16 protein-coding genes are annotated in these 22,204 nt (G+C 63.2%); 6 read left to right on the plus strand and 10 right to left on the minus strand.

From position 1 onward, the window contains the following. Nucleotides 1-192 precede the first annotated feature (192 nt). The 3 genes from VX159_RS06035 (at nt 193) to VX159_RS06045 (ending at nt 2,769) form a co-directional block, all read left to right on the plus strand. Nucleotides 193-678, plus strand: a complete 486-nt coding sequence (locus tag VX159_RS06035; RefSeq protein ID WP_371325072.1) for a hypothetical protein — start codon at nt 193-195, stop codon at nt 676-678. A 202-nt stretch (nt 679-880) separates the two neighbouring features. Then, a complete protein-coding gene (locus VX159_RS06040; RefSeq protein ID WP_371325073.1) occupies nt 881-1,108 on the plus strand; it encodes a VF530 family DNA-binding protein in 228 nt (75 codons plus the stop codon). A 389-nt stretch (nt 1,109-1,497) separates the two neighbouring features. After that, on the plus strand, nt 1,498-2,769 hold the full coding sequence (locus tag VX159_RS06045) for an Hsp70 family protein (RefSeq protein WP_371325074.1): 1,272 nt from the start codon (nt 1,498-1,500) through the stop codon (nt 2,767-2,769). Nucleotides 2,770-3,356: 587 nt separating this feature from the next. Here VX159_RS06045 and VX159_RS06050 read toward each other — a convergent pair. Continuing rightward, nucleotides 3,357-4,622, minus strand: a complete 1,266-nt coding sequence (locus tag VX159_RS06050) for a hypothetical protein (RefSeq protein WP_371325075.1) — start codon at nt 4,620-4,622, stop codon at nt 3,357-3,359. Between the two features lie 771 nt (nt 4,623-5,393). Here VX159_RS06050 and tmpT point away from each other — a divergent pair. Continuing rightward, on the plus strand, nt 5,394-6,032 hold the full coding sequence (gene tmpT, locus VX159_RS06055; RefSeq protein WP_371325076.1) for a thiopurine S-methyltransferase: 639 nt from the start codon (nt 5,394-5,396) through the stop codon (nt 6,030-6,032). Between the two features lie 194 nt (nt 6,033-6,226). On the opposite strand, the gene VX159_RS06060 is transcribed toward tmpT, so the two are convergent. The 4 genes from VX159_RS06060 to VX159_RS06075 all read right to left on the minus strand — a co-directional run bounded on the left by VX159_RS06060 (nt 6,227) and on the right by VX159_RS06075 (nt 10,952). Beyond that, nucleotides 6,227-6,901: a glutathione S-transferase gene (locus VX159_RS06060; protein WP_371325077.1), complete on the minus strand. Its 675-nt coding sequence runs from the start codon at nt 6,899-6,901 to the stop codon at nt 6,227-6,229. A 452-nt stretch (nt 6,902-7,353) separates the two neighbouring features. Beyond that, a complete protein-coding gene (locus VX159_RS06065; RefSeq protein WP_371323816.1) occupies nt 7,354-8,490 on the minus strand; it encodes an acyl-CoA dehydrogenase family protein in 1,137 nt (378 codons plus the stop codon). Nucleotides 8,491-8,570: 80 nt separating this feature from the next. After that, nucleotides 8,571-9,911 (minus strand): MFS transporter, encoded by a 1,341-nt coding sequence (locus VX159_RS06070; protein WP_371325078.1) that lies wholly within the window; start codon nt 9,909-9,911, stop codon nt 8,571-8,573. A gap of 276 nt (nt 9,912-10,187) precedes the next feature. After that, complete coding sequence (locus VX159_RS06075; protein ID WP_371325079.1) at nt 10,188-10,952, minus strand: 3-hydroxyacyl-CoA dehydrogenase; 765 nt, start codon at nt 10,950-10,952, stop codon at nt 10,188-10,190. A 102-nt stretch (nt 10,953-11,054) separates the two neighbouring features. Here VX159_RS06075 and VX159_RS06080 point away from each other — a divergent pair, with 102 nt between their 5' ends. Continuing rightward, nucleotides 11,055-12,173, plus strand: a complete 1,119-nt coding sequence (locus VX159_RS06080) for an AraC family transcriptional regulator (RefSeq protein ID WP_371325080.1) — start codon at nt 11,055-11,057, stop codon at nt 12,171-12,173. 30 nt (nt 12,174-12,203) lie between these two features. Here VX159_RS06080 and VX159_RS06085 read toward each other — a convergent pair whose 3' ends face one another. The 3 genes from VX159_RS06085 to VX159_RS06095 form a co-directional block, all read right to left on the minus strand. Next, entirely contained in the window at nt 12,204-12,902 is a 699-nt protein-coding gene (locus tag VX159_RS06085) for a response regulator transcription factor (protein ID WP_371325081.1), read from the minus strand. Between the two features lie 138 nt (nt 12,903-13,040). Next, nucleotides 13,041-13,313, minus strand: a complete 273-nt coding sequence (locus tag VX159_RS06090) for a hypothetical protein (RefSeq protein WP_371325082.1) — start codon at nt 13,311-13,313, stop codon at nt 13,041-13,043. A gap of 346 nt (nt 13,314-13,659) precedes the next feature. Next, nucleotides 13,660-14,340 carry a hypothetical protein gene (locus VX159_RS06095; protein ID WP_371325083.1) on the minus strand — a complete coding sequence of 227 codons (681 nt, stop codon included), beginning with the start codon at nt 14,338-14,340 and terminating at the stop codon, nt 13,660-13,662. Between the two features lie 235 nt (nt 14,341-14,575). On the opposite strand from VX159_RS06095, the gene VX159_RS06100 reads away from it, so the two are divergent. Next, nucleotides 14,576-17,830, plus strand: coding sequence for a PAS domain S-box protein (locus VX159_RS06100; protein ID WP_371325084.1), 3,255 nt, complete (start codon nt 14,576-14,578; stop codon nt 17,828-17,830). A gap of 9 nt (nt 17,831-17,839) precedes the next feature. Here VX159_RS06100 and VX159_RS06105 read toward each other — a convergent pair whose 3' ends face one another. After that, complete coding sequence (locus VX159_RS06105) at nt 17,840-20,185, minus strand: ATP-binding protein (protein WP_371325085.1); 2,346 nt, start codon at nt 20,183-20,185, stop codon at nt 17,840-17,842. Then, the gene (locus tag VX159_RS06110) at nt 20,182-22,203 is read right to left on the minus strand and encodes a SpoIIE family protein phosphatase (RefSeq protein ID WP_371325086.1); all 2,022 of its coding nucleotides are present in this window, start codon (nt 22,201-22,203) and stop codon (nt 20,182-20,184) included. Before VX159_RS06110 ends, VX159_RS06105 begins: the two co-directional genes overlap by 4 nt. Nucleotide 22,204: the final 1 nt, after the last annotated feature.

Consider the following 22,204-nt stretch of genomic DNA (forward strand, 5'->3'; position numbering starts at 1 on the left):
TTGGCCTGACCGAAGTTGGTTTCTGCCAACAAAAATCCTTGGCGGCCGGCATCTGGCGGGCGGCGAAATGCTGGCCGGGGCAGGAGCCGCGAGTTTGCCGGTGGGCTGGCGAAAAATTCCCCCACGCCGGTGTGGCTGCCGCTGTACACTTCCGCCTTTGGCGCCCGGCGCCCAATTTTTCCGAAAGTCCGCATGCACCCGATTCACGATCACGATCCCTTGTTGTTCCTTGCCGTTGCCCTGGCGGCCAAGCGCCGGCCGGCCGAGCTGGTCGATGTGGTGGCAGCGATCGACCTGCTGCAGATCGCGATCCCCGGCGAGCAGCGTTTTGTCGACAGCTTTGCCCGGCTTTCCGCCGCCGGCCTGCTGCTCGGCCAGGGCGACGGCATCGCACTGACTCCGGCCGGGCTGGCCCTGTTCGAGGCGCTGCCCAAGCTGACCGACGGCGAAGAACGGGTGTTCTCGGTCAAGCAGGCGCTTTCCGGCTATACCCCGAGCACTGCCGAACCGCTGGCAGTCGATGCCGCTGCCGTTGCCGCCGCGATTGCCGAACAGCGCAGCGCCGCCGCCGGACGCGCCAAGAACCTGCTGGTGCCCAAGCCCAAACCGGTCGATAACAGCAAATCGCGCCCCGGCCAGCGCCAGCGCAAGCCCTTGCCGGCCCGCCGCAAGCGCTGAGCCAGAACTCTTCGCCCGGCTTTGATCCGGTTGCGGCTCAGGTGTGGCGCTGTTGTCGCCCGGAGGTAGCCCGGATCGTCGCTCCGGGTAAAAAGTCAGCGTCTCAGGGTGGCAGGCCGGACATTTCACGGTCAACCCTGCCGGCGGCCCAAAAAGCCGCCGTGCCCGTTCCAGTTCCCTTCACTGTTTTCAGCGTTTCCCGATGACCGCACAAGCCAACAACCCCCTGCACGGGATCACGCTCGAAAAGCTGCTCACCGAACTGGTCGCGCATTACGGCTGGGAAGAACTCGGACGGCAGATCGAAATCCGCTGCTTCAACGTCGACCCGAGTATCTCCTCCAGCCTCAAATTCCTCCGCCGCACCCCGTGGGCGAGGGAGCGCGTTGAGTCGCTTTATCTTTACATGCTGCGCCGACGGGAGGGCTGAAACGCCCCGGGCGGATGACCGCTGGGCGCGATGCCGGGGTTTTTTGGCCGTTGCTCACGGTCGACCGTGAATCGCGGCAATTTTCAGCGGCGCCATCCGGCCTGAGCCGGCCGGACTGCCGTTGCTGCATTCCGGCGCCAATGGTCGTTGCCGAGTTCTGTCACCGATTGTTCTCACCCATGCCCGGCCCGCAGCGCTCGGGCAATTCGGCCAATCCCCGTCTCTCGGCGGCACGGCGTAGCGGGGGGCGGTGAAGGGCGGTGAAGGGCGGTGAAGGGCAGATTCGAGGCCACCGCCGCTCCCCAAAACTTGAGCCTCCCCGGCACAAGCTTCTGGACAGTCGAGGGGCGGCGCAGTAGCATCGCGGCCCCCCAAAATAAAGCACCCCCATGGTTTCATCTACTCCGGCCATTGCCTGCGGCATCGACTTCGGCACCTCCAATTCAACCGTTGGCTGGCTACGGCCGCAGCAGGCCACGCTGCTCCCGCTGGAAGACGGCAAACCGACCTTGCCCTCGGTGGTGTTCTTCAATGCCGAAGACAACTCGGTCCGTTTCGGCCGGGCGGGTCTGCAAGATTACCTCGATGGCTATGAAGGACGGCTGATGCGTTCGCTCAAAAGCCTGCTCGGCAGCAGCCTGATCGACGGGGGGACCGAAATTCAGGGCCACCCGATTCGCTTTCGCGATTTGCTCACCCGCTTCATCGCCAATCTCAAGGAGCGGGCGGAAGCGCAGGGCGGCCGGGCTTTCGAGCAGGCAGTGTTCGGGCGGCCGGTGCATTTTGTCGATGACGACAGCGCTGCCGACCGGCAGGCCGAGGCCACCTTGGGCGAGATCGCCCGGGCGGTGGGGTTCAAGGAATTGAGCTTCCAGTACGAACCGATTGCGGCCGCCTTCCATTACGAAACCGGCTTGAGCCGGGAGGAAGTGGTGCTGGTTGCCGATATTGGCGGCGGCACCTCCGATTTCTCCATCGTCCGCCTCTCCCCCGAACGTGCCCGCGCAGTTGAACGCTGGAGCGACGTGTTGGCCAACGACGGTATCCATATCGGCGGCACCGATTTCGACAAGCAACTGAGCCTGGCCGAAGTCATGCCCCTGCTCGGCCATCGCAGCCAGCTGAAGAACGGTCGGGAAATACCCTCCAGCATCTATTTCAACCTGGCCACCTGGCACACCATCAACTTTGCCTACACTCGCCAGGTCTGGGCCGAACAGCAGCGGCTGCAGCTCGATGCCATCGCGCCGGAAATGCTTGAGCGCCTGCTGGCCTTGATCCGCGACCGGGCCGGCCATTGGCTGGCACATCAGGTCGAACAGGCAAAGATTGCCCTGTCCAGCCAGGAAACGGCTCTGCTCTCCCTGGAGCGCTTTTCTCCGGGCCAGCAAAAGCTGCTGACACGCAGCCAATTCGATCTGGCTGCGCTGGTGCTGGTGGAAAAAATCGAGGCTACCCTGACGCGCTTGCTGCCTGAGGCCGGGGTGACCGCAGCCGCCATCGACACCGTTTTCTTCACCGGCGGCTCCAGCGGCATCCCCCTGCTGCGTCGCCGTATTGCCGCCCTGTTTCCCCAGGCCCGGGTCGTCGAAGGCGACCTCTTCGGCAGCATCGGCGCCGGCCTGGCGGTGGATGCCGCGCGGCGGTATGGGATGGGGTAGGTAGGGGGGCAGGAAGTCGGCCGAAGCCGACCTTGGGCCTCTGGTCAGGATCTGGCTGCAATGCGCTTGTTACCCGCCGCCCAGCCGTTGACGATGCTAAATGTCCGCTTCCGTTATTGGCCAAGGACGGCACCTGCCCCTAAGCGGCCCGTCTGCTTGTGTGGCAATCCGTCGGCAATCGCCTCGTTCCTGCCGTTCAGGCAACGTCCCCTATCAGACAGCACCCGACCCAATCCGGCCACTCAGCTTTCTCCAAAGCGGTCGGTCAGCCATTTCCTGATTTTGCGGATTGGAGTGCCGCGAAGCGGCCATTGGCGACCTCACCTAATCGGCCATAACCGGACTGTCATCCATTCTAAACAGCGAACATTCAGAGGGCTGCTCCAATCGCAATGCTGCCGGATATCCTATTCGTAATACTTGGCCGGAGCGGCCCTAGCCCTATAACGCAGGACAGTCCGCTGTAGGCACGCGACCGGATGCTCTGCACTCAGCTGATCGCCCCCATTTCTCCTTGCGGGCGGACCTTGGCCTTAAACAAAAATGGCCGGCAAAACCGGCCATCGGAGTGTCGCTTTGGGCGGTGGTCAGCGCAGGCGGCCGGTGTCCGGATCGATCCGATCGGTGAAGCGCTTGATCGAGACATAGGTCGTGATCAACTGGCCGCGATAGGCCTCGCGCTGATCCAGCGTCACCTCGGCCGGGATGCTCTTCATCATCTCCTCGATCTTGGTCCGATCCTCCGGCGAGAAGCTTGCCAGGGCCTTGTCTGTAGCGATGCGCTTCTGCTCCGTGGTCAGCGGTGCAGCGGCCGTTGGAGCCGTCGACGCTGCGGGGGCTGATGCGGGCGTGTCTGCCGACGCGGGGGCGACAAGCTTGCCAGCGATCATTTTGGCGATCTCCGGTGCCCCGGCTTCCGAGGCAATGGTCTCGAAGGTCTTCCCCTTTTCCTTGGCTGTGAGGTCAATGCCGCCAGCGTCTAAGAACAACTGGACGGCCACATCATCCTTGCGCCGGATAGCGGCGATGAACTGTTCCTGCGAGTGGTACTGCAGGCCCATACCGGTCAGGTTCTTGCGTGCTTCAATTTTTGCCTGCATCGGAGTGGCCGGGGCAGCAACGACCGCTTGCGGTTGGGCAACTGCTTGAACCTGAACCGGTGCCGGGGGCGGTAGCGCCACCTTTTCCGGGATCAGCGCGGCTACGGCTTGTTTGTCCGGTTCTTGCGTCTCTGCACCCGGGATTTCGATCTTCTCGACCAGCAGGGTCGGGATGTTCTTCTTGATCGACGCAATGTTCTCGTTCATCTGCTTGGTGATCCACTCGTCGTCGGTGCCCTGAATGGCCTTGGTGATGCCACCAAACAGGCCCGAGGTCAGCGATTCGAGCTTCTTCACGCGGGTATGCAGCAGATAGACCTTGGCGCCCTTCTGGAAGGGATACACACAGGCCTGAAGTCCTTCCGCAATGAAAGCGAAGGCATTCTTCACTGGAGGCGGCAGCTTGGTAATCTCAGCGTATGCGGTACCGCACTGGTACGAAACTGCCGGCGCACCGTTGTAATATTTCTGCGTCGAACTCGGTTCATCCGGGCGGGCCGGGATTGTCGAAGGCATGCTTCGGAAATTCACATTCGCAGGAATCGCCCATTGCGAGAGCGCATCCTTCACCTGGGCTGCGACCTGTTGTGCGGTCATGCCGGGGACTACCAGCTCTGCCTTTCCAGTGACGACCTCCGTCTGATCTCGGATGTCCTTTGCAAAGGCATTTATTGCAAAGGCTCCGCCCAAGACAGCGACGGTAAGTCCCTTCACTGCGCGACGCGCATACCCTGTGATTCGTTTTTTCGCCATGCTCAGATTCTTCTTTCTATTGATCAAAAATATATCTCTGTGACGCTGAGTGATTTCTGCCGCACCGACAAACGAAATAAAACAATGTCCTCATTATTGTAAATTTAAGCATCTAACTGCTTTTGTCAGCAGAAGCTTATTTTTTTATATATATCTTCCGTCAGCGGGCTGGGATTCTATATATTTGATACACCTAGGCAGTTGATTTAGGTCAATTGGGTAGAGTGTGGTAACGATCGCGGCCATTGACCACTGCCAGAGTCTGAACGTCAGGTAACAGGCGCATTTCAGCTTGAAACTGGCCGGAGGCCAAAAATCAGCTTAGGCCGAGGAGTTCGCCATCAGCCCCCCCTCTCAGCGTCGGCTTTGCTCAGTAAGCTGCCTTCGTTACGCTCGAAAGATGAAGGTCCGCTGAGGGTCGAGAGCACCAGTTCGTCGGACGGGAAAGCGGTCATTCGAGGCGATGAGAGCTGGAGCGGCAGGTTACTACCCAACAGCCGCCAGATTCCAATTTACTGGCAAATGGCCGATTGGCCGACATCCTGTCGTTCTGATCTGCCGCCCCGTTTCATGGATTTTTACCTTTTTTACGGTCGACCGTGATCAATCCCAATTTCGCCGGTAATGCAGCAGAGGCAGATGCCTCGCGCCGGTTAGCGGTGCCTTCACGACTCCGCTGCAAAACCTCGCTCACGCAGCTTCCATCTGCCACCGCCCTCGCGCCGCCAGCGTAAAATCTCCGCCTTTCGTTTCCCTTTCGAGTTCCCGACCATGAATCCAGAGTTCTGGCATGCCCGCTGGGCGAATAATGAAATCGGCTTTCATCTGGATCAGGTTCAGCCCTTGCTGGTCGAGCATTTTGGCCGCCTGGCGCTGGCTGCCGGCCAGCGGGTTCTGGTGCCGTTGTGTGGCAAGACTCGCGATATTGGTTGGCTGCTGGCGCAGGGTTTGCAGGTGGTTGGCGTTGAACTGAGCCGGCTGGCGGTGGAGCAGTTGTTTGCTGATCTGGGGCTGGAGCCGGTGGTCGAGGCGGCTGGGGCGGGCGAGTGCTTCCGGGCGTCGGGGCTGACGGTGCTGGTCGGCGATTTTTTCGCCGTGAGTCGCGAGCAGTTAGGGCTGGTCGATGCGGTTTATGACCGTGCCGCGCTGGTGGCGCTGCCGCCTGAGATGCGCAGCCGCTACGCCGAGCAGCTGGCGGCGCTCAGCGAGCGGGCGCCGCAGTTGCTGATTACGCTGGAGTACGATCCGGCGCTGCATCCCGGGCCGCCGTTTTCGCTGGGGGCGGCCGAGGTCGGGGCGTTGTACGACGCGGCATTTCACATCGACTGCCTGCAGAGCTTGAACATGCCGGAGGGCCTGAAAGGCCGTTTCCCGGCGACCGAGCATGTCTGGCGACTCCAGCGGCGCTGAGCCGTTGCGCCGTCGCGCAGGTGTTTCAGCGGGCGAGAACTCGGTAGCTGCCGGTTGCGATTAGCCCACCCCGCCTTGGGGGCTTTTTCGTGGTTGTGCGACTACCTGGGGGTGGGGGATTGCACAAAACGGCACTTTCCCACGGTCGACCGTAAAAATCCCCTTTTTTGCCGTGTCGTAACCTAAACGCTGCTTCAGCGCGGCCCGCCGTAAATTCCGGCGAGTTGGTCGTAATGGGCGTGGGCTTCGCTTTCCTGTAGCGCGGCGGCTCGCCATTCCTGCAGTGCCGGGTGGCTGAGCAGGGTGTCGCGGTAGGCGGCGGCCAGTGGCGGCAGTGGGATGTTGTAGCTGTCGAAACGGCAGGCGATGGGGGCGAACATCGCATCGGCGGCCGAAAACTCGCCGAACAGCCAGGGGCCGGTGTCGGCGGCGAATTGCTGGCGGGTGCCTTCCCAGATTTCGACGATACGGTCGATCTCGCGTTGCACGTCGGGTTCGGCGGCTTTGCCGCGCAGGCGCAGTTTGAGGTTCATCGGCAGCGCGCTGCGCAGCGCGCCAAAGCCGGCGTGCATTTCGGCGCAGAGGCTGCGGGCGCGGGCGCGCGCGGCGGGGTCGGCGGGCCAGATGCGGGGCTCGCTTTCGGCGAGGGTTTCGATGATGGCCAGGCTATCCCAGACCTGGAAGCCGTCGGCGGCGTGCAGGCAGGGCACCCGGCCGTTGCCGGCAATCGGTTTGAGCGCCGGGTTGAACGGCCGCCCGGCGACCGAGACCAGATGTTCGCGGAAGGGAATGCCGAAGTGCTTGAGCACCAGCCAGGGGCGCAGCGACCACGAAGAGTAGTTTTTGTTGCCAAGGTAGAGGTCGTACATTTCATGGTCCTTTGTGCGGGTGGCCGAGGGAAGGATTGTTGCGCAGCGACAGGCGGCTCAGGGTGCTGCTGCTGCGGGTCAGGCAAGGATAGCGTGACTGACGGATGGCTGCTTGCGGCAATGGCTTGCGGCCGCCCGGTGGTCAAGGTTGGGTCAAGGTTGGGTCAAGGTTGGGTCAAGGTTGGGTCAAGGTTGGGTCAAGGTTGGGTCAAGGTTGGGGCAAGGTTGGGTCAAGGTTGGGGCAAGGTTGGGGCGAGGTTGGGGCGAGGTTGGGGCGAGGCTGGGGCGAGGAATTGGTCGGTGCCCGCCTGGCGCCGGGTCGAATTTGAGTCTCTGGTTCGCGCTTTCCGATTGCCGGAAATGAAAATGCCCCCGATTGGGGGCAGTGCGGGAGAGAGCCGGTCGCCGGCATTTTTGTCTTTGTTGCCGGTCGACCGTGGAAATGCGGGGTGTTACTCGGCGGCGATGCTGCGTCCGATCACCAGGCGCTGGATGTCGTTGGCACCTTCGTAGATCTGGCAGATGCGCACGTCGCGGTAGATGCGCTCGACCGGGAAGTCGCTGGTGTAACCAACGCCGCCGTGGATCTGGATGGCGTCGGAGGCGATCTTCTCGGCGGCTTCGGAGGCGAACATCTTGGCCATCGAGGCTTCTTTCAGGCAGGGCTTGCCGGCATCCTTGAGCTGGGCGGCGCGCCAGACCATCAGGCGGGCGGCGTCGAGCAGGGTGTTCATGTCGGCGAGTTTGAAGTTGACTGCCTGGTGGTCGATGATCGGCACGCCAAAAGTGACGCGCTCCTTGGCGTAGGCAACGGCGGCCTCAAAGGCGGCGCGGGCCATGCCAATGCTCTGGGCGGCGATGCCGATGCGGCCAGCTTCCAGATTGGAGAGGGCGATCTTGTAGCCTTCGCCTTCCTTGCCGAGCAGCGCGGAAGCGGGAACACGGCAGTCTTCAAGAATGATCTGCACGGTATCGGAAGCGTGCTGGCCCATCTTCTCTTCGGTGCGGCCGACGATGAAGCCGGGAGTATTGGTCGGCACCAAGAAGCAGGAGATCCCCTTCTTGCCGGCGGCCTTGTCGGTCACTGCAAAGACGATCGCCATCTGGGCATGCTTGCCAGTGGTGATGAACTGCTTGACGCCGTTGAGCACGAAGTGGTCGCCATCGCGGTCAGCGCGGGTGGTGATCGCGGCGGCATCGGAGCCGGTGTGCGGCTCGGTCAGGCAGAAGCAGCCGAGCTTTTCGCCCCGGGCGAGCGGCTTCAGCCATTCTTCCTTCTGCGCATCGGTGCCGTATTTCTGGGTGATGCCGCAGGCCAGCGAGTTCTGCACCGAGACGATGGTCGAGGTGGCGCCGTCGCCGGCGGCGATTTCTTCCAGGGTCAGCACCAGGCTCATGTAATCCATGCCGGCGCCGTCCCATTCCTCGGGCACGACCATGCCCAGGGCGCCGAGTTCGCCGAGTTCCTTGAGGGCCTCGGCCGGGAAAGTGTGGTTCTTGTCCCATTCGGCGGCGAAGGGGGCGAGGCGCTCCTGCGCGAAGGCGCGCATCGAGTCGCGGATCATTTCCTGTTCTTGGGTGAGAATCATGATGATGAAAATCCAGTGATTAGGAATTAGCGATTAGTAAGAATATCCGCGCCTTGCGGCGCGGAGAGGAGGCGGTGCGGTCAGACGTTTTCGTCCTTGGCCGCATCGTAGTGATGGGTCGAGGCGCACAGGCGGTGGTTGATCAGGGTCACGGCCAGGGTGCCGAGCAGGCCGGCAGCGCCGATGACCATGAAGTTCTGTTCCAGCGGCAGCTTCATCGCAACAACGAAGCCGATCAGCACCGGGGCGATGATCGCGCCCATGCGGCCAACGCCGGAGGCAAAGCCGACGCCGGTGGCGCGGATCGAGGTCGGGTAGAACTCGCCGGCGTAGGCGTAGGCCAGCAGCTGGGTGCCGAGGGTCGAGGCGCCGACGACGAAGACGACGACGAACAGCAGTTCGGTGGATTGGGTGAAGCCCATCAGGGTCAACGAGATCGCGCCGAGCAGGTAGAAGATCACCAGCACGTGCTTGATGTTGTACTTGTCGCCGAGCCAGCCGCCGCCGACCGCGCCGCAGATGGCGCCGATGTTGAAGACGAGGACGAAGTTGAGCGCCGAGCCGAGCGAATAGCCGGCCATGGCCATCAGCTTGGTCAGCCAGGAACTGAGCGCATAGACCATGAACAGGCCCATGAAGAAGGCGGTCCAGATCATCAGCGTGCTGAAGGCACGGCCTTCGCTGAAGAGGTGGGAAACCGGGGCCGAGGTGACCTCATCTTCATGCGGCACGACAAACTCCTCTTTGCCGGTGAATTGGCGCTCGGGCAGGATCTTGCCGACGATTTTGCGGATTTCTTCGGTGCGGCCCTTCTTGATCAGGGTCGGCAACGATTCCGGCATGGTCTTGAGGATGAAGGGAATCAGCACCACCGGGGTGATCGCCAGGAAAAAGACTGACTGCCAGCCGTGTTCGAGAATCAGTTGCTTGCCGGTCAGTGCCACCAGAACGCCACCGATCGAGTAGCCGGCAAAAACGATGGTGACCAGACGGGCGCGCAGCTTGGTCGGGGCGAACTCGGCCATTTGTGCGGTGATTCCGGGAACCACGCCGCCAATGCCGAGGCCGGCGAGGAAGCGGGTAATACTGAAAGTGACCGGGTCGCTGGTCAGGCCGGCAGCGGCGGTGAACACGCTGAACAGTCCGACGCACAGCGAGATCATCAGCGGACGGCCGATCTTGTCGGCGAGGACGCCCATGGTCATCGAGCCGATCATCATCCCGAACAGGGCCGAACTGGCCATGAAGCCGGCCTGCGAGGCGTCGACGTTCATGTCCTTCATGATCGATGGCATGGCGGCGCCGACGACAGCGAGATCGTAGCCGTCCAGCACCAGAATCAGCACGCCCCAGAACAAGACCAGAGCGTGAAAGCGGTTGAATTGGGCCTCGTCGGCCAGTTTGTGTACATCGATGCGCATGGACCTTTGTCCTATTTTTGATTGATGAGTGGCGCCGCGAAGGCGCGCGAGGTGAATCGCCCGGCGGTTTCCCCTGTAGCTGGCCGGGTTGTCCATACCGCTCCGCCGGCAGGGCGAAGCAGGGTGGTCGGCGGCAGGCTGCACCCTGCCGTAATGCGAAGTGGCCGTCCGGCTGCTGCCGGACGGTGTGGTGTTTCCGTTCGGGAAAACACCGCTGGCGACCTGTCGCGACGCCGCTGGCCTGGAGCCAGTCGGCGGCGTGCGGTCGCCGGTGTGTTACTTGGCGGCCATGCGGATGGCGCCATCCATGCGGATGACTTCGCCGTTGAGGTATTGGTTGCTGAAGATGTGCTCGACCAGCGCGGCGTATTCGGCCGGCTTGCCCATGCGCGACGGGAACGGCACCATCTTGCCCAGCGCGTCCTGAACGTCTTGCGGCATGCCCATCAGCATCGGGGTTTCCATGATCCCCGGGGCGATGGTCATCACGCGGATGCCGGAACGGGCGAGTTCGCGGGCAATCGGCAGGGTCATCGAAACCACGCCGCCCTTGGAGGCGGCATAGCCGGCCTGGCCGAGCTGGCCGTCAAAGGCGGCGACCGAGGCGGTGCTGACGATGACGCCGCGCTCGCCGGTTTCGTCGGCCGGGCTGGCGCTCATGATTTCAGCGGCCAGGCGGATCATGTTGAAGCTGCCGACCAGGTTGATGTTGATGGTGCGGGCAAAGCTTTCCAGCTTGTGCGCGCCTTCCTTGCCGACGACCTTCTCGGCCGGGGCGACGCCGGCGCAATTGACCAGGCCGCGCAACTGGCCCAGCGACTGGGCGACGGCGAAGGCGTTGCGGGCGCTTTCGTCATTGGTGACATCGGTCTGCACGAAACGCGCATTGGCGCCGAGTTCCGCTTCGATCTGGGCGCCGGCTTCCGGGTTGACGTCAGCCAGTACCACCTTGCCGCCAGCGGCAACAATCATGCGGGCAGTGGCTGCGCCCAGACCGGAGGCTCCGCCGGTCACGACAAATACATTTCCTTCGATTTTCATGGTCTCGCTCCTGGAAAGGGTTCGGGCGCGAACTGTAAGCAAGTGCCGGAATGCTTTCATTGCCGGATTCGATCAACTTGAATGCGCTGTTCGGATAAAGCCTTGGCGGCAAACTTGTGGCATCCTTCGGCGATGCGCGAACTCCACGGTGAAAAAGGCACGATAGCCATTGCTTTTGTCCATGAGGCACTGGCTTGCCTGCGGCAGCGGGAGATCGACGAGGGCCCGATCCTGCTGGCTGCCGGGATCAGCCCCGAACTGCTGGCCTGGCCGCAGGCGCGGGTTTCGTCGGCGCATTACGGTGCTCTCTGGCATGGCATCGCCCAGGTCATCGACGACGAGTTTTTCGGCCTCGACAGTCACCCGATGCGCCCCGGCAGCTTCACCCTGATGTGTCACACCCTGATCCACGCCGAGACGCTGGAGCGTGCCTTGCGCCGCGCCCTGCGCTTTCTCAACCTGATTCTCGACGATTGGCAGGCCGAGTTGCGGGTTGTGGGCGAGCAGGCCGAGGTCGTGCTGCGCGAAGCAGTTACCCCGGCCGGCACAGCGCCGCCGCCCAAGGTGGCGTTTTCCTATGGCACCTACCTGTTGATCGTGCATGGACTGGCCTGCTGGCTGGTCGGACGGCGGATTCCGCTTGAACATGCCGGTTTTCGCTGCCCCGAGCCAGCCTATAGTGACGAATGGCGGGTGTTGTTCGCGCAGGATCTGCGTTTCGACCAGGCGCATACCGGCGTGACTTTTGCGGCAAGTTTTCTGGCGATGCCGAATGTCCAGAATGAGCGGACGATGAAGGCCTTCCTGCGCCAGGCACCGGCCAATTTCCTGGTCCGTTACAAGAACAGCGAGAGCGTTACCGCCCAGATTCGGCGGCGCCTGCGTGAGATTGCGCCGGAGTCGTGGCCGGATTTTCCCGAACTGGCCAAGCAGATGCACGTTTCCCCGGCCACCCTGCGTCGGCGTCTGGAACGCGAGGGGGCACGTTACCGGACGATTCTCGACGACTTGCGCCGCGACCTGGCGATTGGCTACCTCGGCGATGCCGGCCTGAGCATGCCGGAAATTGCCTGTGCGCTCGGCTTTACCGAACTCAGCGCCTTCTACCGTGCGTTCAAGAAGTGGACCGGGATTGCGCCCGGCCAATACCGCGCAGCGCAACGACCGGAGGGCGGCCAGCTTGTCGCGGGCAGTTCGGGCGGCGGTCAGGGCGCTGGGTGAGCACCGCCGGTTGCGGGATGTAACCGGCGCTCAGGCGGGGAGCGCCTCAAGCGAACTGTCGGTCCTTTCGATCCGGTAGCCGTACCCGTAGACCGGGATGATCTGCCAGCCGTTTTCGGGGGCAATCTTGAGCTTGCGGCGAATTCGGCTGACGTGGGTGTCTACGGTGCGGGTATCAACATTGGCGTTGAGCCCCCACAACCTTTCGAGCAAATGCACGCGCGACAGCAGCTTTCCGTGGTGCTGGAACATGTAGCCGGCCAGTTCGAATTCCTTTTGCGTCAGTTCGATGTCCTGGCCATGCAGGCGAATCTGGCGCAGGTCCTGATTGATTTCATAAACCCCGATCTGGATGACGGTGGGCGGCTTGATCCGGCGGCCCAGCGACTCGATCCGGGCGAGCAGTTCCATGCACTTTGCCGGCTTGACCAGGTAATCGTCGGCGCCGCCGCGCAGTGCATTGACGATGTCGATTTCGGCGTCGCGGGCGGTGACGAAAATCACCGGGATGCTCCAGCCGATGTTTTCGCGAATCCATTTCAGGGCCAACTGGCCGGAACTGTCGGGCAGGTTCCAGTCAAGCAGCAACAGGTCGAACTGCTCGTGCGCGAGCGATTCGAGAAAGGATTTTGCGGTCCCGTAGCATTTGCAGCTGTGCTGGGCTGTGCCCAGCCACAACTGGTAAAGCTCCTGTTGGGCAAGATCGTCTTCGAGGATGCCGATACGCATGACTGGGCGACAGAAAAAATGACGATGCCCAAATTCTAACGCCAAGTCGCTGCCTTGCGGCGTATCGGTGAGGTACGGCTGCTTTTGCCGGACCGGGGCCGAAGGGCCCCGGAGTCTGCAATCTGCGGTTTGCCCGGTTCAGCGTTGCAGGCATTGTTCAAAGGCGGCCTCGGCGCCGGGGGTGAAATGATAGCGGGCAAACAGGCGTTGCAAGCGGGGGCTGCGCAGCTTGGCGGTAGCGGCAAACCAGATGCCGATGCGGCGGCCCTGCTTGACCAGGGTGCTGAAGGCGTAGTGCCATTCGCGGGCTTCGGCGAGGCGTTCAATGACCTGGCGCTCGTCGCTGATGCTGACTCCGGCGCGCTTGAGCGATTGAACGAAGGCGGTGGATTCGGTTTGATTGACGAACATGGCTTTTTCCTTTTGCTGTGATGCCTGTGTCCGAATAACGCATTGCCCCGGGGAGTGGGCTGACCGGATTTTGTGCGACTTGTGTAAGCGTTGTTGACCAACTGACGCGGCAAGGAGGCGTGCCGCGCTTGCCGGTGTCCGGCGCTGGGATGCGGCAACACCGGGGGGGGGGCCGACCGGCAGGGGGGGGCGGTTGCTTTAGGCGATCCGCGATGGCGATCGAACCGACAACGGTGGCAATTATCCGGAGCGGTCGGGAGCGGGAGAAACAGGGGCTTTTCACGGTCGACCGTGAATATCGCCCTATTTGCCTGGTTGTGTTTTCCGTTCGGGCGGGGGCTGCACTTCAGTGGCGCCAGGCGGCCTTGAACCAGCTGCGTTCGATCAGAGGCCGACTCAGCCAGCGCGGCCATATTCCGTGGGACGGAGTGGGTGTGACCAGGGGGGGCATGGCAATCAGGGTCAGGCACTCGGGGTGTGCCTGGCGAAATGCCGAGTAGGCGGCATCGAGCGGCAGGCAGCAGGCGGTTGATCCACCTGCGCGGGAGTGCACCAGGTATTCGCGCAATGCGGGCATGATCCGGCGCGACAGTGCGTAACAGACGGTGCTGGCCAGTTCCTGGCGGGTGCTGCCCCAGCGGGGAGGCTGGCCGCTATCGGGCAGCGGCTCGTCGTGGCCGAGATAGGTGAAGTCCCATTCCTCAGTGCATAGCGGCCACAGCAGGTTGAGTCCCGGAGCATCGGTGCGTGGGTCAAGGTGCAACTGGGCCTCGCAGATCAGGACGCTGGCGAGGTTGGCGGCAATCGCCTCGTCGATGATCGTCAGGTGCGCTTCAAAGCGATGTCGGGCATCGATGTCGGGAAAACCGTCGGCACTGCCCGGAGAGGGGGGAGTCACCCAGCGCACCTGCCGGTCGTCGATCTCCAGACCGTGTGCAGCCAGTTCGGAAGCGGCCCTCTCGCGGGGCTTTGTGCCGGACGAGAGATTGAGGATGTAAATGCGGTCAAAGTGGCGGAGCAGATTCATGGCGCATCTCCCAAAGCCGATGTGAGTCATTTAAGCCGTGGGAGGCAGGACGTCTGTGGCCGGATTGTTAAATCTTTGCGCCCCGGGCCGGGGTCTAGGCAAGGCAGCGAACTGATCCAGATCAAAAAGGTCGGATCGGTGTCGGGTAGTATTCGAGGAATTGTTACTTTTGTCAGATTATGTCGTTGTTGTGTATTGATCCTTGGCCTGCGACCTGTCCTTACCGGAGTGGTCGGTGACTGCTCTCCCGCATCGCCGGCAACCTCCGGGGGGCTTGCTGCGCCGGCATTTCGCCGGTCTGGTCCTGCTCCTGATGGGCGTGGCCGGGTTGCTGACCTGGTTCCTCGCCGATAGCCGCGAGCGGTTGCTGCGTCATGAACAGGCCCATCTGGATAAACTGGTCCAGGTTCAGGGGGCGGCCCTGCAGCAACAACTTGCGGCTGGCGCAGGCTTGCTGCAGGCAGTGGTTTTTCCGGAGGGGCGGCAGCGAGTCTTCGCCGAGCGCGAGTTTGCCCGCCTCGCCGCCGTGGCCGGGCGGGACAGCACCCTGCTCCTGCTCGACACGCGCGGGCGGGTGATAGCCGGTAATCGCAGCGAGCTGCATGGTCGCGCCTGGCCCAACCGAGCGGATTTGGTGCGTGCCCGGGGAGGGGCTGAAGAAGTGGTGAGTCTGACTTCCCTGCCTGTGTCCGGGGGGGATGGGCCGCCACGCTTTGCGCTGTCGCGCCGTCTTGGCGATTCGGCCGGGCGGTTTGCCGGCATGGCGATCCTGGCTATCGAGGCGCCGCCGCTGGCCCGCCAGCTGGCGACCCTGCTGTATGCCCCGGATTTGCGAGTCCGTCTGGAGCATGCCGATGGCCGGGAAATCGTGCTCGCCGGCGCCTCCTCCTCGGGATCGGCACAGCTGGTGGCGGCGACTGCGCTGGCGGTGCCGGATCTGGCGGCGAGCGCTCAGCCTCGCCTGATCCTTGCCCGCGACCGTGCGGCGGTACTCGCCGAATGGCGGCGCCAGGCCTGGTGGGGTGGTGCTCTGACCCTGGCTGTGGTGGTTGCGAGTCTGGGGGCCTGGTTGTGGCATCGGCGGCGATTGGCTGCCGGCATGACCTTGCTGTTGCGCAAGCAGGCATTGGTTGATTCGGCTTCCGAGGGGATTTACGTCCTTGATGGTGCGGGCCGGGTGGTCGATGCCAATCCTGCCTTCTACAGCTTGCTCGGCTTGCAGCCACAGCCCGCTGGCGTGCTGCGGCTGGAGGCGTTCGACAATGCGCTACCCGATCCCGAGGCGGTGCTCACCCATCTGCGAGGCTTGCTCCAGGGCAGTCATCCAGCCCGTTATGCCAGCGTTTATCGCCGGGTCGGCGGGGCGACCCTGGAGGTCGAGGTGAGTACCTGGATTCTCCGCGACGGCAATGAGTCTTTGGTTTGCGCTTCATTCCGCGACTTGTCCGAGCAAAAGCGGATGCTGGCGCAGCTTGCCGCCCGCGAGGCCGAATTGCGGGCAATCCTCAATTCCGAACCGGAGTGTGTCAAGGTCGTGGGCCACGACGGTCGGGTTTTGTTGATGAACCCGGCTGGTTTGCAGATGGTGGGGGCAACCGGGAGCGATGAAGTGATCGGCCAGCCGGTCTTGGCGCTGATCGCGCCGGAGGACCGGGAGGCATTTGCCGCATTCCAGCAGCGGGTGCTTGCCGGCGAACCCGAGGTGCTGGAGTTTTCCATCGTCGGCCTGCACGGGCAGCGGCGGCGAATGGAGTCGCATGCCGTGCCCCTGCGCGATGATCGGGGGACGGTTGCTTCGGTGCTGGCGGTGACTCGCGATGTCAGCGAAAGGCAGCAGATGCTGGGGGAACTGCGCCGCCTGCAGCAAGCCATCGAACAAAGCCCGGAAGGGGTTTGCATTACCGATGCGCGAGGGGTGATCGAATACGTCAATCCAGCGTTTGTCAGTGCTTCCGGTTATTCGCGTGAAGAGTTGCTGGGCAGCAATCCGCGCATGCTCAGGTCGGAACAGACAGCCGGCAGGGTCTATCAGGACCTTTGGGCGACCCTGGTGGCCGGCCGGGTGTGGTCCGGCGAACTGGTGAACCGGCGCAAGGACGGCGGGCTCTACGTTGAGTCGGAGGTCATTTCGCCTGTTTTCGACGAGACGGGGAAAATCACGCACTACCTGGCGGTAAAACAGGATGTGACCGAGAAAAAGCGTCTGGAGCAAGAGCTCGAACAGCACCGCAGTCAGCTTGAGCAGCTGGTGACCCAGCGTACGGCAGAGCTTGAGCAGGCCAACAGCCAGCTGGCCGAGGCGCGTGACCAGGCCGCCGCAGCCGCACGCACCAAGGCGACTTTCCTGTCTAACATGAGCCACGAAATCCGTACTCCGATGAACGGCATCATCGGCTTGCTGCATCTGGCCCAGCGCGATGCCGGCTCGCCCCGTCTCAAATCCTGTCTGCAGAAGATGGAGCATGCCGCCGGGCATCTGCTGACCTTGATCAACGATATTCTCGATTTGTCCAAAATCGATGCCGGCAAGCTGACCCTGGAATCGGTACCGGTGAACCTCCCGGCCATCGTTGCCGACGTGGCTTCGATTGTCGGCGTTACCGCGCGCAGCAAAAATCTGGAACTGATGACTGAACTGGCTCCGCTGCCCGGGCCCTTGTACGGCGATCCGACCCGGATCACCCAAGCCTTGCTCAATTACGCATCGAATGCAGTCAAATTCACTGCGGCCGGGCGGGTCGGAATTGCCGTTCGGGTTCTTGAGCAGAGCGCCGATTCGGCGCTGTTGCGGCTGGAGGTTAGCGATAGCGGCCCGGGGATTGCGCCCGAGGTTCTGCCGCGCCTGTTCCAGGCCTTTGAACAGGCCGACAGTTCAACCACGAGAATCTACAAGGGTACCGGGCTGGGCTTGGCGATTACCCGGCAACTGGCCGGACTGATGGGGGGCGAGGTCGGTGTCGAGAGCCTGCCCGGGGCGGGCTCAACCTTCTGGTTGACGCTGCGCCTGGCACGCCATGGAGAAACGCTTGTTGCCGAAGCGCAGTTGCCGGACGAACTGGAAGTGAAAATCCGCGAAAACTTCACCGGCCGCCGGGTTTTGCTGGCGGAAGATGAGCCGATCAATCAGGAAATCGCCTGTGCCCTGCTTGAGGAACTGGGGTTGGCGGTGAGCGTTGCCGAGAACGGGCAGCGGGCTGTCGATCTCGCCTGCAGCGGTGATTTTTCCCTGATCCTGATGGATATGCAGATGCCGGTCCTCGACGGTCTGGCCGCCACCCGCGAAATCCGCCGCCGGTGTCCTGCGGCGCCGCCGATCGTGGCGATGACGGCGAATGCCTTCAGCGAGGATCGGGAACGCTGCCGGGCTGCCGGCATGGATGATTTCATTGCCAAGCCGATTGATCTGAAGAAATTCCATCGCACCCTGTGGCGTGCGCTGCACGGTCCGCGCCCCGTCCTGCGCCTGGTGGCAGCGGACGAAAGGGGTTAGCAGGCAGCCTCAGGCCGGCATTGCAGGTACGGCCTCGGCACCGCCCAGCGCAATCTCGAGCCGCGTCAAGGCGGCGCCGATCACCGCCAGGTCGGCGAGGGCCGGCAGGTGTCCGGCACCAGCCACCTGCTCAACCCGGCTGGCAGCCTGTTGCAGTTCATCCAGTCCGAGGTTGGCGGCTCCGCCGGCCAGCGCATGTGCGAGTTGCTGCCACGCCAGGGGCAGTGCCGGATCATTGCGGTCCGGGTTTGCCAGCAGGCAGGCAAACCGTGGTTGTTGTTGTTTGGCGAAGGCTGCGGCGGCTCGCTGCAGGCTGGCCGCATCGCCAAGAAAGCGCGTCCAGGTGATCTCGGCGGCGCTACCGGCGGCTGCCAGCCAGGCGGGCGGCAGCGTGGCCGGTGGTGGCTCGAGGCTGGCGGGGCCGGGGCTGCGCGGAGGGAGCCAGCAGGTGAGCACGCCCCAGAGTGCTTCGACATCGACCGGCTTGGGGAGAAAGTCGCTGATTCCGGCCGCACTGCATTCGGCCTGCTCTTCTGCACCGACGGCAGCGGAAATCGCAACCAGTGGCATGGTCCAGCCGCGACGACGAATTTCGCGGGCTGTGGCAAAGCCATCCAGTTCGGGCATGTGCAGGTCGAGCAGCAGCAATTCCGGAAGTTCGCAGTCCGGGCCTGTCAGTTGAGCCAGCAGGTGGGCGCCGTTCTCGGCACAAAGGACACGGATACCGGCGCGCCGGAGCAGGCCGCTCAAGACCATGCGATTGATTTCCAGGTCGTCGACGACAGCGATCAAGGCGCCATGAAATTCGTCCGGCACTTCGGCCAGGCTGGCGGGTCCGCCGCTGCCTTGGGAGAGGCGCTGGCAGGCCGCAAGCAAAGCCAGCGGTGCCAGCGGTTGAGGCAGGAATTCGATGCGCGCTTCCGTGGCGGCGTTTCCGGTTCCGTAAAACTCAGCGCAGACCTCGGCCGGAGCAACGACGATGGCGGCTTGTGGCGGGCGCCGGGCGAGCCAGCTGGCGAGTGATTCGCGATGTTCACGGTCGACCAGCAAAATGGCGTTTTTTCCACCGTCGACCGTGAGCAGGCCACGGGCGGCCAGATCGCCGGCCAACTCGCGGCTGTCGCCGGCCTCGCGCAGGTCGAGCGGACCGCAAGGTCGTGTCGGTTGGGGGGGGGCAGCAAGCGCACGCAAAGGTAGCCGGAGGGTGAAGCGGCTGCCGCAGCCGGGGGCGCTGGCGACCTGCAACTGACCGCCCATTCCTTGGGCCAGGCCGGCAGCGATGCTGAGACCCAGCCCGGTGCCGCCGTAGCGGCGAGTGGTGCCGGCGTCGCCCTGGACGAAAGCCTGGAACAGGCGCCCCTGCAGTTCGGCGGGGATGCCGGGGCCGCTGTCGCTGACGGTGAACAGCAGGTTTTCGCCGGTTGCCTCGATCTGCAGCGCAACCTCGCCCTGCTCGGTGAATTTGAGCGCATTGCCCAGCAGATTGAGCAGAATCTGCTGCAGGCGCAGGGCATCGCCCCGAATTTGCCGTGGCACGCCGGCGCCCAGCAGGAAACGCCGCCGCAAGGTTTTTTCGGGGGCGGCATGGGCGCAGGTGGTGGCGAGGGTTTCAAGAACTTCCCAGAGATCGAATTCGCGATCCTCGAATTCGAGCTTGCCAGCTTCGATTTTGGCAAAGTCGAGCAGGTCGTTGAGCAGTTGCAGCAAATGACGTCCTGAGCCTGCAATTTTTTCCAGCGTATCGCGTAGCGTCGGGGGAAGCGTTTGCAGCAGGACCAGTTGGGTCAGGCCAAGAATGCCGTTGAGCGGGGTGCGGATTTCGTGGCTGACGTTGGCCAGAAAAGCGCTTTTGGCCTGGTTGGCGGCATCGGCCTGGGCGCGTGCGGCTTCAAGCTCGGCGGTTTTGCGGCGGGCCTCGCTGACATCGTCGAGGAAGTGTACGAAACGGCCGGCTGCGGCTTCGATCGAAGCGATTTGCACGGTCAACGGCTCGCCCAGGGGATTTTCCAGCTGCAGTTCGGCATGGCTGATGCCTTGTTCGACAAGCAGGCCGAAATGTCGCTCGGCCTTGTCGGCAGAGACAGTGAAGAGATCGGCCAGGGGCGTTCCGAGGAGTTGCTTGCGCTGCTTGCCGGTCAGGCTGAGGGCTGCCGGGTTGGCGTCGCGGATCGTGCCGCCGGCGTCGCTTTCAACAATCCCGGTGAAAGCATAAAGAAAATGGATGCGCTGGCTGACATCGCTACTGACCAATCGGCTGGTCAGCGCGGCAAGCAGGGCTGGGTCGGCTGCGCCCAGTCGATCATCCTCGGCGGCAGCTAACAGGGCGCGAAGGGCCGGGTTGAGTGTGTCCTTCATGTGGCTGCTCCTGTCAGTTGCTTTTCCAGGCGAATTGCCGCCATTCCCGGCAGGGGGGCTTCGTAGGCAAGCAGGTCAACCTGGTGGGCAATGATGAACAGCCCAAAGCCGCCTGCCCGCGCGCCGCTGAAATCGGGCGGGCAGGCGGCGCCGGGCTGGAATGCGCGGCCGGGATAAAACAGATCAACGCGGCAGCGCTGCGGCTGGCGTTCGAGACGCGCGATGATGGGGGTGCCGGGAAGCTTTTCGGGGGTGTGGCGAACGATGTTGGTGGCCGCTTCGAAGGCTGCCAAGGCCAAGGCACGCCAGATCTCTTCCGGCTGGTCGGAAAGCAGGCTGGCGATTTTTTCGCGCAACAGGGTGAGGCCGTCCAGGCGGCGTGGCAGCTCGAAGCATTCCGGATGCGGGCGGGGGGCGTTGTTACCGTGCTCAGGCTGCATCTGCACTGCGATCAGGGTTCGGTCGTCGCTCCGTCCGTGCTGGCCGGCAAAGTCGTCGAGATCACTGCGCAGGGCATTGAGCAGGATGGCGGGGCTGATCGTCTGGCAACGGGCGGCGCGGAGCAATTCCCTGATCCGCTCCTCGCCGTAGGCTGTGCCGGCAGCAGTGGTGGTCTCGCTGATCCCGTCCGAATAAAGCAGCAGCAGGTCGTCTATGGCCAGTGGGGTGGTCTGTTCGGCGTAGGTTTCGTTGGCCAGCACGCCCAGCGGCAGGTTGTCTCCCAGCAGGTGTTCGATTTGCCCATCCGGGTGGGCGAGCAGGGCCGGCGTATGGCCGGCATTGACCCAGGTCACGCAGCCTTGCACCCGGTCGAAACGGAGCAGCGAGAGGGTGGCGAAGCAGTCAAGGTCTATCAGTTCCGGAGTGATTGCAGTATGGAGCGCATTCATGATCTGCGCCGGGGAAGGGGGCGCCTGTAGTTCATGCCGGCAGAGCAGTTCGGTAAATATTCGCCGGTAGCTGCTCTTGATCGCGGCAGCGATCAGGGCTGCAGCCACGCCCTTGCCCATCACATCGCCGGTGATCAACTCGAAAGTGTCGTCTCCCAGCCGGGTGAAAGTGTAAAAATCGCCGTCGACACCTTCCGAGGCTTCGGTGTGGCAGGCCACGGCAAATCCCGGCAGGTGCTCGGGCAGGGGGCCGAACAGCAGCCGCTGCTGGATTTGGGCACCGATTTCTAATTCGCGCTGGCGGGCTGCGGCCAACTGCTGGCGGGCGCGGATCCGCTCGGTGATGTCGGTGCGGATGGCGACGTACTGGTAGGGAATGCCATCCTCGTCGCACCATGGAATGATGGTTGAGTCTACCCAGTAGATTTCTCCGTCGCTGCGCCGGTTGGCTATTTCGCCGTGCCAGGTGTGGCCGGCGGCAATCGTTTGCCAGATTTCCGCATAAAAACTCTCAGGATGCAGGCCCGATTTGATCAGGCGATGATTTTGCCCGAGCAGTTCGGCCTCCGGGTAGCCAGAGATGTCGCAGAAACGAGGGTTGGCATAGGTGATCCTGCCGTCTGCATCGCAGATGCTGACCAGACAATGAGCATCGAGCGCAGCCTTCTGCTGGCGCAGTTCAGCAACGGCTTGTTGCAAGGCCTGCCGTTCGCCTTGCAGGCGTCGCCGCAACTGCTCGCGCTCAATCACGTTGGCGACCCGGCGTTGCAGGATTTTGGACGATACCGGTTTGGTCAGAAAGTCGACTGCGCCGAGTTCGAGTCCGCGAATCTGCGAGGCGCTGTCGGTGAGCGCGGTCAGGAAGATGATCGGGGTTGCCGCCAGTTGCGGGTCGGCCTGGATTTGTCCGGCAACTGCAAAGCCATCCATGTCCGGCATCATTACATCGAGCAGAACGACGTCGACCGCCTCAGCGGCCAGTAGCGCCAGTGCTTCGGCGCCACTGCCGGCAGTCAGCACCCGGCAGTGCCGGGCGAGAATGCTTTGGCATAGCTGCAGGTTGGCCGGCGTGTCGTCGACGATCAGTACCGTTCCCGGTGGCGCCGCGTCGGGGGTGACCGGGCTCATG

Source organism: Dechloromonas sp. ZY10 (assembly GCF_041378895.1).
Lineage (GTDB): Bacteria > Pseudomonadota > Gammaproteobacteria > Burkholderiales > Rhodocyclaceae > Azonexus > Azonexus aquae.

Bases quoted from the DNA above. Each gene is read 5' to 3' on its own strand.
- VX159_RS06035 (WP_371325072.1), top strand. From the start codon at position 193: ATGCACCCGATTCACGATCACGATCCCTTGTTGTTCCTTGCCGTTGCC.
- VX159_RS06040 (WP_371325073.1), top strand. From the start codon at position 881: ATGACCGCACAAGCCAACAACCCCCTGCACGGGATCACGCTCGAAAAG.
- VX159_RS06045 (WP_371325074.1), top strand. From the start codon at position 1,498: ATGGTTTCATCTACTCCGGCCATTGCCTGCGGCATCGACTTCGGCACC.
- VX159_RS06050 (WP_371325075.1), bottom strand. From the start codon at position 4,622: ATGGCGAAAAAACGAATCACAGGGTATGCGCGTCGCGCAGTGAAGGGA.
- tmpT (WP_371325076.1), top strand. From the start codon at position 5,394: ATGAATCCAGAGTTCTGGCATGCCCGCTGGGCGAATAATGAAATCGGC.
- VX159_RS06060 (WP_371325077.1), bottom strand. From the start codon at position 6,901: ATGTACGACCTCTACCTTGGCAACAAAAACTACTCTTCGTGGTCGCTG.
- VX159_RS06065 (WP_371323816.1), bottom strand. From the start codon at position 8,490: ATGATTCTCACCCAAGAACAGGAAATGATCCGCGACTCGATGCGCGCC.
- VX159_RS06070 (WP_371325078.1), bottom strand. From the start codon at position 9,911: ATGCGCATCGATGTACACAAACTGGCCGACGAGGCCCAATTCAACCGC.
- VX159_RS06075 (WP_371325079.1), bottom strand. From the start codon at position 10,952: ATGAAAATCGAAGGAAATGTATTTGTCGTGACCGGCGGAGCCTCCGGT.
- VX159_RS06085 (WP_371325081.1), bottom strand. From the start codon at position 12,902: ATGCGTATCGGCATCCTCGAAGACGATCTTGCCCAACAGGAGCTTTAC.
- VX159_RS06090 (WP_371325082.1), bottom strand. From the start codon at position 13,313: ATGTTCGTCAATCAAACCGAATCCACCGCCTTCGTTCAATCGCTCAAG.
- VX159_RS06095 (WP_371325083.1), bottom strand. From the start codon at position 14,340: ATGAATCTGCTCCGCCACTTTGACCGCATTTACATCCTCAATCTCTCG.
- VX159_RS06105 (WP_371325085.1), bottom strand. From the start codon at position 20,185: ATGAAGGACACACTCAACCCGGCCCTTCGCGCCCTGTTAGCTGCCGCC.
- VX159_RS06110 (WP_371325086.1), bottom strand. From the start codon at position 22,203: ATGAGCCCGGTCACCCCCGACGCGGCGCCACCGGGAACGGTACTGATC.